10 protein-coding genes are annotated in these 11,859 nt (G+C 68.7%); 4 read left to right on the forward strand and 6 right to left on the reverse strand.

Annotated features, from left to right (window positions below):
• The first annotated feature begins 97 nt into the window (after positions 1-97).
• From OHB24_RS17610 to OHB24_RS17625, 4 genes are all read left to right on the forward strand, one after another.
• Positions 98-2,035, forward strand: coding sequence for a M13 family metallopeptidase (locus OHB24_RS17610; protein WP_327640122.1), 1,938 nt, complete (start codon positions 98-100; stop codon positions 2,033-2,035).
• A gap of 114 nt (positions 2,036-2,149) precedes the next feature.
• Positions 2,150-2,821 (forward strand): GntR family transcriptional regulator, encoded by a 672-nt coding sequence (locus tag OHB24_RS17615; protein WP_327640123.1) that lies wholly within the window; start codon positions 2,150-2,152, stop codon positions 2,819-2,821.
• Positions 2,822-2,969: 148 nt separating this feature from the next.
• On the forward strand, positions 2,970-4,490 hold the full coding sequence (locus OHB24_RS17620; protein WP_327640124.1) for an NCS1 family nucleobase:cation symporter-1: 1,521 nt from the start codon (positions 2,970-2,972) through the stop codon (positions 4,488-4,490).
• A 5-nt stretch (positions 4,491-4,495) separates the two neighbouring features.
• Positions 4,496-5,203, forward strand: coding sequence for an aspartate/glutamate racemase family protein (locus OHB24_RS17625; RefSeq protein WP_327641079.1), 708 nt, complete (start codon positions 4,496-4,498; stop codon positions 5,201-5,203).
• On the opposite strand, the gene OHB24_RS17630 is transcribed toward OHB24_RS17625, so the two are convergent.
• The 6 genes from OHB24_RS17630 to OHB24_RS17655 form a co-directional block, all read right to left on the reverse strand.
• On the reverse strand, positions 5,200-6,657 hold the full coding sequence (locus tag OHB24_RS17630) for an aminopeptidase P family protein (RefSeq protein WP_327640125.1): 1,458 nt from the start codon (positions 6,655-6,657) through the stop codon (positions 5,200-5,202). The two genes, OHB24_RS17625 and OHB24_RS17630, sit on opposite strands and share 4 nt — an antisense overlap.
• 48 nt (positions 6,658-6,705) lie before the next feature.
• Positions 6,706-7,122 carry an aspartate 1-decarboxylase gene (gene panD / locus OHB24_RS17635; protein WP_327640126.1) on the reverse strand — a complete coding sequence of 139 codons (417 nt, stop codon included), beginning with the start codon at positions 7,120-7,122 and terminating at the stop codon, positions 6,706-6,708.
• Between the two features lie 45 nt (positions 7,123-7,167).
• Entirely contained in the window at positions 7,168-9,342 is a 2,175-nt protein-coding gene (locus OHB24_RS17640) for an MMPL family transporter (RefSeq protein ID WP_327640127.1), read from the reverse strand.
• A gap of 81 nt (positions 9,343-9,423) precedes the next feature.
• A complete protein-coding gene (locus OHB24_RS17645) occupies positions 9,424-10,104 on the reverse strand; it encodes a response regulator transcription factor (RefSeq protein ID WP_327640128.1) in 681 nt (226 codons plus the stop codon).
• Positions 10,007-11,302 (reverse strand): sensor histidine kinase, encoded by a 1,296-nt coding sequence (locus OHB24_RS17650; RefSeq protein WP_327640129.1) that lies wholly within the window; start codon positions 11,300-11,302, stop codon positions 10,007-10,009. The genes OHB24_RS17645 and OHB24_RS17650 overlap by 98 nt, the downstream gene beginning before the upstream one ends.
• A 79-nt stretch (positions 11,303-11,381) precedes the next feature.
• On the reverse strand, positions 11,382-11,714 hold the full coding sequence (locus OHB24_RS17655; RefSeq protein WP_327640130.1) for a hypothetical protein: 333 nt from the start codon (positions 11,712-11,714) through the stop codon (positions 11,382-11,384).
• Between the last annotated feature and the right edge of the window lie 145 nt (positions 11,715-11,859).

Here is an 11,859-nt window from a genome sequence, read left to right on the forward strand (position 1 = left end):
GGGAGAACGTCATCGCCCTGTGGATAGTTCAAACCGGCGGATTCGCGAACCGGGTATGTTCGCTGGCAGCAACTCGACTTGGGACAAGGGGTCAGGGATGACAGCAGGAATCGACGACTCGGCGGCGGTTCGCCCACAGGACGATCTGTACCGGTTCGTGAACGGGACGTGGCTGGCGGAGCACGAGATTCCCGCGGACAAGGCGATCCACGGCGCGTTCCACGCGCTCTGGGACACCGCCGAGCAGGACGTCCGCGCGATCGTCGAGAAGACCGTCGCGGCCGGGCATCCGGAAGGCAGCGAGCCGCGGAAGATCGCCGACCTCTACGCCAGCTTCCTGGACACCGAGACGATCGAGCGGCTGGGCGCGGAGCCGATCGCCGAGCAGCTCGCCCTGGTCGCGTCCGTGACGGACGTGACCGGGCTGGTGTCCGTCCTCGGGCAGCTCGAGCTGCAGGGCGTGCCGGGGGTCTTCCACTACTGGGTCGACGCCGACGCGAAGAAGTCCGACGAGAACATCGTCCACCTGACCCAGGGCGGCCTCAGCCTGCCCGACGAGTCCTACTACCGCGAGGACAGCTTCGCCGAGATCCGGACGGCGTACGTCGCCCACGTGGCGACGATGCTGGAGCTCGCCGGGCTGTCGGACGCGACCGCCGCCGCCGAGCGGATCATGGAGCTGGAGACCCGGATCGCCGGCGCGCACTGGGACCGGGTGAAGGAGCGCGACGTCCAGCTCACCTACAACAAGCTCGACCGGGCGGGGCTCGAGGAGCTGACGCCTGCGTTCGACTGGGCGACGTGGCTGACCGGTGCCGGCGTGCCGGAGAGCGCGTTCGCGGAGGTCGTCGTCCGCGAGCCGGACTTCCTGACCGCGGCCGCGGCCGCGCTGCAGGAGGTCGACGTCGATCGGTGGAAGGAGTGGCTGGCCTGGCGGGTCGTGCACAGCGCCGCGCCGCTGCTGAGCCAGGCGTTCGTCAACGAGAACTTCGCGTTCTACGGCAAGACCCTGACCGGTGCGCCCGAGCTGCGCGAGCGCTGGAAGCGGGCCGTCGGCGCGGTCGAGCAGGCGCTCGGCGAGGCCCTCGGCAAGCTGTACGTCGCCGAGCACTTCCCGCCGGACGCCAAGGCCCGCATGGTCGAGCTCGTGCAGAACCTGGTCGCCGCCTACCGGCAGCGGATCGAGGCGCTGGACTGGATGGGCCCGGACACCCGGCAGCGGGCGCTCGAGAAGCTCGGCACCTTCGTCCCGAAGATCGGCTACCCGGACGAGTGGAAGGACTACTCGGCGCTCGAGATCGACCCGGCCGACCTGTTCGGCAACGTCCGCCGCTCGGTCGCGGTGGAGACCGCGCGGGACCTCGCCAAACTCGGCAAGCCGGTCGACCGGAACGAGTGGCGGATGACGCCGCAGACGGTCAACGCGTACTACAACCCGCGGATGAACGAGATCGTCTTCCCGGCCGGCATCCTGCAGCCGCCGTTCTTCGACCTGGTCGCCGACGACGCCACCAACTACGGCGCGATCGGCGCGGTCATCGGCCACGAGATCGGCCACGGCTTCGACGACCAGGGCTCGCGGTACGACGCCGACGGCAACCTGAACGACTGGTGGACCGACGCGGACCGCGCCGCCTTCGAGCAGCGCACCGACAAACTCGTCGCGCAGTACGACGCGCTGGAGCCGGCCGAAACCCCCGGCCAGAACGTCAACGGCAAACTCACCCTCGGCGAGAACATCGGCGACCTCGGCGGCCTGTCGATCGCGTACGTCGCCTACCAGTTGTCCCTGGACGGCGCCGACTCCGACGACAAGTCCGGCAGCGAACGCTTCTTCGCCGCCTGGGCCCACGCCTGGGCCACCAAGACCCGCCCCGAAGAAGCCGCCCGCCGCCTCACCATCGACCCCCACTCACCCCCCGAGTTCCGCTGCAACGCGGTCGTCAAGAACATCGACGAATTCCACAACACCTACAAAACAACAGAAACCGACAGCATGTGGCTCTCCCCAGAGGACCGCGTCCGCATCTGGTAGCACGAAGCCGCCCCGCACCCGTGCGGGGCGGCTTGTTCCACTTGCTCGACAGGTGGAATGGGGGCGGCTTATCGTCCGGGGATGCGTCGATCGTCGGATTTTACGTCTCGGCTGGTGCGGACTGCCGCTGCGGCGGGGGAGATGCCGCTGGTCGAGAGTGATCTGCGGCATGCGATTCTGACCGGCGATCAGCCGCCGGGGACGTCGGTGCCGATCGACGAGGTGGCGGCGTTCTTCGGGGTCAGTGCCATTCCGGTGCGTGAGGCGCTGAAGACCTTGTTCGGGGAAGGGCTGGTCGAGCATCGCCCGCACGTCGGGTACCGGGTGGCGAAGCTGACGTTCCTGGAGTTCCGCGAGCTGTACGACGTACGTCAGGCGCTCGAGTCCGCGGCGCTGCGTGCGGCGACTGTCAATGCGACGTCCGTTGATCACGACCGGATCCGGGACGCCCACGGATCACTGGCCGATGCGGGTGCCGCGGGTGACCGTGAGTACGCCGCCGCGACCCGGCGCTTCCACTTCGCGCTGATCGAGCCGTCGGGGATGCACCGGCTGATCCGGATGTACGAGACCGCGTGGAACATCACTGAGCCGGCCCGGCCGATGTCGCGGGTCCGGGAGCACGAGCGGGCAGGTTTCCACGCGGACCACGAGCGGCTGATCGCGGCGTATGTCGCCCGTGACACCGAGACGCTGATCGCCGAGTCGGAGCGCCACTATGCGCATCTGAAGAGCGCGATCTCGGAGTTCGCCGACGACCCGGAATGCTTCGCCGACCCGGCCTGATCCCGGTTTCCTATATTTGCGCCGCTTTTCCTATATTTGAACGGAAACCGGCCGTTCACCATGGACGTCATTCCGCGAAACACGTTATTCCTAGCTTCGGTTCACTGGTCGCGCGATCCGCCCGCGGCCCAGGCCGGAGGAGTACAGCATGGTGACCGAACCCCGCGCGCCCGGTGACATCGTCGAAGCGGCCGGCTATCCGTCGGAGCCGAGTGTCGCGCAGCGCGACTACCATCCGCGGCTGACGAACCAGGACCTCGCGCCACTGAAGGAGCAGACCTGGCGCAGTTACAACATCTTCGCGTTCTGGATGTCCGACGTGCACAGCGTCGGCGGTTATCTCACCGCGGGCAGTTTGTTCGCGCTCGGCCTGACCAGCTGGCAGGTATTCGTCTGCCTGATCGCCGGAATCTGCATCGTGCAATTCTTCTGCAACCTGGTCGCAAAACCGAGCCAGCTCGCGGGCGTTCCGTATCCGGTGATCAGCCGGGTCTCCTTCGGCGTCCTGGGCGCGAATATCCCGGCCATCATTCGCGGCCTGATCGCGGTCGCCTGGTACGGCGTTCAGACCTTCCTGGCGGCCGAGTCGCTGAACATCGTCTTCCTCAAGCTCTGGCCCGGCCTCGGCCCGTGGGCGGACGCCGATGTGCACGGTTTCGTGGGGCTTTCGGCGCTCGGCTATGTCAGCTTCGCGATCCTGTGGGTCGCCCAGGCCGCCCTGTTCTGGCGCGGGATGGAGAGCATCCGGAAGTTCATCGACCTGGCCGGTCCGGCCGTGTACGTGACGATGCTGCTGCTCTGCGCCTACCTGCTGGTCAAGTCCGACTTCACCATCGATCTCAACCTGTCGAACCACAGCCTGTCCGGGTGGGCCACGATCGGCACGATGCTGAGTGCGATCGCCCTGGTCGTCTCGTACTTCTCCGGCCCGATGCTGAACTTCGGCGACTTCGCCCGCTACGGCCGCAGCTTCCAGAGCGTCCGGAAGGGCAACTTCTGGGGCCTGCCGATCAACTTCATCTTCTTCTCGCTGCTGACCGTGCTGACCGCGGGCGCCACGGTTCCGGTGTACGGCGAACTTCTGACGGACCCGATCAAGACGGTGGAGCGGATCGACAACACGTTCGCGATCCTTCTCGGCGCGGCGACGTTCGTCACCGCGACCGTGGGCATCAACATCGTCGCGAACTTCATCTCGCCGGCGTTCGACTTCTCGCACGTCAGCCCGCAGAAGATCAGCTGGCGGATGGGCGGCATGATCGCGGCCGTCGGCTCGGTGCTCCTGACGCCGTGGAACTGGTACAACAACGACACGGCGATCCACTACACCCTGGGCATCCTCGGCGCGCTGATCGGCCCGCTGTTCGGCATCCTGATCGCGGACTTCTACCTGATCCGCCGGCAGAAAGTCGTCGTGGACGACCTGTTCACGCTCGACAAGGACGGCGCGTACTACTACCGCAAGGGCTACAACCCTTCTGCCGTTCAGTCTGTGATCGCCGCCGGGGTGGTCTCGGTCGCGTCGGTCCTCGTGCCCCGCTGGGTGGGCGACGGGCTCTGGATCAGCGACTACAGCTGGTTCATCGGCTGCGGCGTCGGCTTCGCCGTCTACACGATCCTCGCCAGGCGGGCCGGCGTAGCTTCCGAGCAGTCCGAGCAGGTGGCGTGACACTCATGCGCATCAAGGTCATCAACCCCAACACCACCGCGTCGATGACCGCCATGATCGGCGAGTGTGCCCGGGCCGTCGCCGGTCCGGGTGTCACCGTCGACGCGGTGAATCCGCGCCAAGGGCCTGCCGCGATCGAGAGTCACGTCGACGACGCACTCGCCGTACCAGGCCTGCTCCAGGAGATCGCCGACGGCGAGTCGGCCGGGTACGACGGCTACGTCATCGCGTGCTTCGGTGATCCGGGGTTGAAGGCGGCGCGGGAGCTCGCCCGCGGGCCGGTCGTCGGCATCGCCGAGGCCGGCATGCGTACGGCGTCGTACCTGGGCCGCGGGTTCAGCGTCGTCACCACCCTGGCCCGGACGGTCGGTCATGCGCACGACCTGGCCGAGGAGTACGGCGTCGCGCGGCAGTGCCGGGGGATCCACGCGTGCGAGATCCCGGTCCTCGCCCTCGAAACGGATCCGCACGCCCGGGCCACCATCCTCCGCGCCTGCGAGGATGCGCTCGCGCTCGACGGCTCGGATGCCATCGTGCTGGGCTGCGCGGGCATGGCCGACTTGTGTCACGACCTGTCGGCCGCGCTCGGGGTGAGTGTGATCGACGGCGTGGCCTCGGCGACCGCCACGGTCGAGATGCTGGTCCGGATGCGCCTCACGACCGGCAAGCTCGGCGAGTTCGCCCCACACTCACGCCACGAGTGCGTCGGCTAGGAGGACATCCAGTTCTGGATGCCCTCGATGGTGCGGGGCATGGCTTCGGAGAGGTTTTCCGGGGTGCCGTCGGTGATGAGGATGTCGTCCTCGATGCGGATGCCGATGCCGCGGAGGTCCTCGGGGACGGTGAGGTCGTCGGACTGGAAGTACAGGCCGGGCTCGACGGTGAGGACGTAGCCGGGCTGGACGGGGCCCTTGCGGTAGTTCTCGTCGCGGGCCGCGGCGCAGTCGTGGACGTCGAGGCCGAGCATGTGGCTGACGCCGTGCAGGGTGTAGCGCTGGTACAGGCGGCTCTCGGGGTCGAGCGCCTCCTCGGCCGACACGGGCAGGAGCTCCATCGCGTCCAGGCCGCGGACGATGACCTCCATCGCCGCCTCGTGCCCGGCGCGGAACGTCGCACCCGGCGTGAGAGCCGCGATCCCGGCGTTCTGCGCGTCCAGCACCAGCTGGTACAGGTCGCGCTGGCGCGGCGTGAACTCACCGTTCACGGGCAGTGTCCGGGTGATGTCCGCGGTGTACAGCTGCCGGTTCTCGACGCCCATGTCGAGCAGCATCAGCGTGCCGTCGTTCACCGGGCCGTCGTTCTCGATCCAGTGCAGCGTGGTCGCGTGCGGGCCGGCTGCGGCGATCGACGTGTAGCCGACGTCGTTGCCCTCGGCACGGGCCCGGCGCCAGAACGTGCCCTCGATCCAGCGTTCGCCGTACTGCCGGACCTTGTCCATCTCGGCGAGTACGTCGGAGAAACCGCGGTGCGTGATCGCGACGGCGTCGCGCAGCTGCTCGAGCTCGTACGCGTCCTTGACCAGCCGCAGCTCGGACAGCGTCGCCGCGAACTCCCCGTCCTTGAGCTGTTCCGTCCGGGCGCCGCTCAGCAGCGCAGCGATCGACTGGTCCTCGTCCCGCCGTACCCGCGTCGGTACGTCGCTCTTCAGCGCGTCGGCCAACTGGTCGACGTGCCGCGTCTCGATCCCGAACTCCTTGGCGGTCTCGGTCAGCGACGGGCGCCGGCCGGCCCACAGCTCGCCGTACATCCGGTCGCGCCAGAACTCCTCGCCCTGCGAGCGGTCGGCGCGCGGACGGAAGTACAGCACCGAGTCGTGGCCGGTGGTGCCGTTCGGCTCCAGGACCAGCACCGCGTCGGAGGTCTGGTCGCCGGTCAGCCACACGTAGTCGGTGTGCGGGCGGAAGACGTAGTCGGTGTCGTTCGAGCGGACCTTGTAGGTGCCGGCCGGGATCACGAGCCGCTCGCCTGGGAACGCCTGCGACAGCGCGTCGCGGCGCTTCGCCGCCCACACGCCGACGTCGCTCAGTGACAGATCCTGCCGCTCGGAGTCCGCCCAGCCGGAGTTCATGAACGCGCGCAGCTTCGCGCTCGGCTCGTTGTCGTGCGAAGCCGTCTTCGGAGCGTCCTGAGGGGCGTCCTGCGGGGCGGGCGCGGTGGTGTCGGTCATCGTCGACCAGTCCTGTTCTCGGCGCAGCGGTGGTGGCGCCGGTCGTGGCTACGGGTGCAGTTCGTCGCCGCGAAGCGTGCCGCTGTTCGGCAGCGCCTCGGCGGGGTCGGAACCGACGCGGGTGATCGCATTGTCCTCGTCCACGAAGACTACGCTCGGCTCGAAAACCTTCGCCTCGGCGGTGTCGAACATCCCGTACGCGATCAGGATCACCAGGTCACCCGGATGGATCAGGTGCGCCGCGGCCCCGTTGATGCCGACGATCCCGGACCCGCGCGGCCCTTCGATCAGGTACGTCGACAGCCGCTGACCGTTGGTGATGTCGACGATGTCCACCTTCTCGCCGGGCAGCAGGTCGGCCGCCTCCATCAGGGCCGCGTCCAGCGTGCACGACCCGACGTAGTCCAGATCCGCCTGCGTCACCTTGGCCCGGTGCACCTTCGACTTCATCATTTCCCGCCACATGGCGGCCATGATCCGGGCCGATCCGGTTCCTGTCAGTGGCCGCCGTCACCCAACCGGTTCAGTTTCCCGTTCGACCGCCGGCCGGCGGCGGAGCGAGTCGCCTTCGACGTCGACGTTCGGGAGGAGACGGTCGAGCCAGGCGGGGAGGTACCAGGCGTGCCGCCCGAGAAGTGCCATCACCGCCGGTACGACGGTCATCCGTACGACGAACGCGTCGAGAGCGACCGCGAGGGCCAGCGCGAAGCCCATCTCGCGGATCAGCGTCTCGCCGGACAGGATGAACCCGGAGAACACCGCGGTCATGATCACCGCCGCCGCGGTCACCACCCGCGCCCCGTGTGCGAACCCGTCGACCACCGCCGCCCGCGGCGTGGCGCCGTGGACGTGCTCCTCGCGCATCCGCGTCACCAGGAAGATCTGGTAGTCCATCGCGAGCCCGAACACGACTCCGATCAGGAAGACCGGCAGCATGCTGATCACCGGCCCGGTCTGCCCCGAGATGCCGAACAGCCCGGCCAGCCAGCCCCACTGGAACACCGCGACCAGGGCGCCGAACGTCGCCACGACGGTGAGCAGGAACCCGAGCGTCGCCTTCAGCGGCACCAGGATCGAGCGGAACACCAGCATCAGCAGCAGGAACGCGAGCCCGATGATCAGCGACAGGTACGGCAGCAGCGCGCTGCCGAGCTTGTCCGAGATGTCGATGCTGACCGCGGTCGCGCCGGTGACCGCCACCTCGGCGCGATCCTTGTCGGGCATCGCCCGGATCGCCTCGACCAGGTCCTTGGTCTGCTGCGTACTCGGACCACTCGACGGGATCACGGTCAGCAACGCCGTGTTCCCGGCCGGGTTGAAGACCGGTGGCGTCACCATTGTCACGTCCGGCAGCCCGCGTACGGCGGCAGCGGTCGCCGTGGCCGCCGTCTGCGGATTCGTGGACGCACCGGCGTCCACCACCACCATGAGCGGCCCGTTGAACCCGGGCCCGAAGCCCTCGGAGAGCAGCTCGTACGCCTTGCGCTGGCTCGAGTCAGGCGCGGCGGTGCTGTCGTCCGGCAGCCCGAGTTCGAGGTCGGTCGCCGGGATCGCGAGCGTGCCGAGACCGATCACGGTCACCACCAGCACCGCCAACGGGCGCCGCGTGACGAAGCCTGCCCACCGGCGACCGATCGTCGTCCGTCCGGCCGCTTCCGGATCGCCGCCGCGCAGACCGGGGATCCGGCCGCCGAGGACCCGTCGCCCGGCGAACCCGAGCAGCGCGGGCAGCAGGGTGAGTGCGATCGCAACCGCGATCACCACGGTGAACGCGGCCGCCAGGCCCATCTGGGTGAGGAACGGGATGTCGACCACGAACAGTCCGGCCAGCGCGATCACCACGGTCAGACCGGCGAAGACCACGGCCGATCCGGCGGTGCCGACCGCGCGGCCGACCGCTTCCTCGGGCTCCAGCCCGGAGCTCAGTTCATGGCGGTACCGGGACATGATGAACAGCGCGTAGTCGATCGAGACCGCGAGGCCGATCATCAGCGCGAGGATCGGCGTACCGGATCCGATGTCGACGAAACCGCTGATCGTCGAGATCGCGGTCACCCCGAGGCCTACCCCGATGATTGCCGACAGCAACGGCAGGCCGGCCGCGATCAGCGAGCCGAAGGTGATCAGCAGGACGACGGCGGCCACGCCGATGCCGATCACCTCGGTGAGTTGCTGCTCGCCCTGCGGTTGCATCGCGTCGCCGCCGTACTCGACCGTGAGCCCTGCCGCGCGAGCCGGTTCGACCGCGGTGGCGATGGCCTCCTGCACTTCCGGCGTGACCTCCTGCGCGGTGACCTTGAAGGTGACCTGCGCGTAGCCGGTGCGGCCGTCGGCGGAGATCGCCTTGGCGCTGAACGGGTCGACGACGCGGGCGACCTGCGGTGCGGCCGCGAGCCGGTCCAGGGTCTGCTGGACCGGTGCCGTGTCGGTGAGCTTCTGGCCGGCGGGCGCCTGGAACACGATCCGGGCGGTGCCGGCGTCCGCGCCGGCCTGCGGGAAGCGTTCGTTGAGCAGGTCCGCGGCACGCTGCGACTCGGTGCCGGGGATCGAGAAACCGTTGGCGGTCGGGCCGGAGAGAGTGCCGGCGCCGACTGCTCCGGCAGCCAGCAGCCCCAGCCAGACCAGGAGCACGAACCGGCGGCGGCGGAACGCGAATCGGCCGAGCCGATAGAGGTACGTAGCCATGCGGCCGATGCTCCCGGCGCGAAGCCGTCGCTCGCGTCTGCTCCCGGTGGGCTTCTCGCCGTACCGCGTTCGCCGTACCGGCTACTGCGTCTGCGGTACGCCGGGACGCACGAGGCCGGTCTGGTACGCCAGTACGACGAGCTGCGCGCGGTCGCGGCAGTCGAGTTTCACCATCGCCCGGTTCACGTGGGTCTTCGCCGTCGACGGGGAGAGCACGAGGCGCTCGGCGATCTCGTCGTTGGACAGGCCGAGGGCGACCAGGCCGACGATCTCGCGTTCGCGGTCGGTGAGGACGTCGAGGACCGTGGGCCCGATCGGGTTGCCGGGGGTCGGCTCGGCGAGGAAGCGGTTGATCAGGCCGCGGACGGCCTTCGGGGACAGCAGGGCGTCGCCGCGGGCGACCACGCGGATGGCGTCGATCAGCTCGGCCGGTTCGACGCTCTTGCCGAGGAAACCGCTGGCGCCGGCACGGATCGCGTCGAACACGTACTCGTCCACCTCGAACGTGGTCAGGATCAGCACCTTCACGCCCGCGAGCGCCTCGTCCGCGGTGATCATCCGGGTCGCCGCGAGGCCGTCGACCTCGGGCATCCGGATGTCCATCAGCACCACGTCGGCCCGCTCGGACCGCGCCAGCTCGACCGCTTCCCGCCCGTTCGACGCCTCAGCAACGACCTCCAAGTCGGGTACTGAACTCACCAGCACCCGGAACCCGCTCCGGATCAACGTCTGATCGTCCGCCAGCAACACCCTGATCGTCACCCAGATCTCCCGTCTCCAGAGGCAACACGGCTCGCACCTCGAACCCACCACCAGCCGCAGGCCCCGCCCGCAGCTCCCCACCGACCGCATTCACACGCTCCCGCATTCCCACCAGTCCATGTCCACCGCGGGAGAGGGTGGAAGCCGAGCCCGGCCCCAGCCCAGCACGTGCTGCCGGTGGCGCCGGTCCGTTGGCGATGGTGATCTCCAGCGCGTTGGATCGGTGGACCAGCTGAACCTCGGCCGCCGCGCCGGGGGCGTGTTTGAGGACGTTGGTGAGGGACTCCTGGACGATTCGGTACGCCGTGAGTTCTATGACGTCCGGGAGCGCGCCCAGCGACGCAGGTGGCGTCCACTCGACCTTTACGCCGGCTGAGGTGAAGGTGCGGATGAGAGCGTCCACCTCGTGCAGCGACGGAGTAGGCGCGGTGGGAAGCGGTGAGCCCGAGCGACGCAGTACACCGAGGAGAACTGTGAGCTCCTGGAGCACAGTGCGACCACCGGAGCGGACCAGCGACAGGGCGCGTTCCGCCTCGTCGGGTTGAGTACGGAGGACATGCGCCGCAACACCGGACTGCACGTTCATCAGCGCGATGTGGTGGGCGATCACGTCGTGCAGCTCGTGCGCGATGCGCAACCGTTCTTCGATCACCCGCCGCTGAGCCTCTTCGTCCCGCGACCGCTCGGCGCGCAGCGCCCGCTCCTCGAGTTCGTGCAGGTAGGCGCGACGGTTCCGCACCGCCTCCCCGATCGCGCCCGAGAACAGCACGAAGAAGACCAGCCCGAGGTTGTCGAGGACGTCGCCACCCACGAAGAACACTTCGGCAGTCAGCGTGGCCAGCGCCGTGGCAATCACTGCGACACAGCGCGGCAACCGCTCCTTCGAGAGCACGACGGTGAAGACCGCGACGCCCATGTAGAGCACGATCGGACTCTTGGCCTGTTCGGCGATCACGAACGTGGTCGCGACAGCCGTGGTGACCGCCAGCACGGTGAACGGCGCTCGGCGCCGGAACGTGGTCGCGACAGCACCCGCCACGGCCAGTACGACGACGGTCGCATTCAGCTCGATCCGTTCACCGACGTGCCGTCCGCCTGGCACCAGCAGATTGATCAGCAGGATGCCGAGGGCGAGAGCAAGGTCCAGCACGAACGGGTGCCGCGCCAAGGCACGGCAGAACCGGGTGAGCCGTTCCATCCCTTCACAGTACGTGTTCCCCCGTGGGACCACCTCGTCCAGCGGCGGTATCCCCGCCGTACCGCAACCGCAGTACAGGTCAGAGGAACTCGCGCAGCGCGGCAACCGAGTCGGGGGCGGTGAGGAGCCGGGTGCCGCGCGGGAGGAGGAGCAGGGGGCCGCCGTAGGTGCGGCCCGCCACCAGCGCGCGTTCCCACAGCAGGATGGTCTGGAGAGTTACGGCGTCGTAGACCTCGGCGTCCGGGTCGGACCACCGTGGGTTGCCGAAGCGGGCACGGAGCTCTTTGCGGACCTTGCCGGATGCGATCTGGCCACCGAGCTTGACACCTGCGAAGACCGCGCCGAAGACGCTCCCGCCGATCTCGACGGGGTCGGTGTCGAGCATCAACTCCATGTCAGCGGTGTAAGGCATCAGCGAACCTCCTGTGATCGCGGGTGTACCCAGCGGTTGTCAGGGTGTGGACGGCTATGCAGGCAGAACCCTGACTTCGAGCGCTAAAACCCGCGATTCGGGCGGGTTCTGCCTGCGCGGACGACCGCACTCGGCTCGAAGCCGC

It is taken from the genome of Kribbella sp. NBC_00482, from assembly GCF_036013725.1.
Classification (GTDB): Bacteria; Actinomycetota; Actinomycetes; order Propionibacteriales; family Kribbellaceae; genus Kribbella.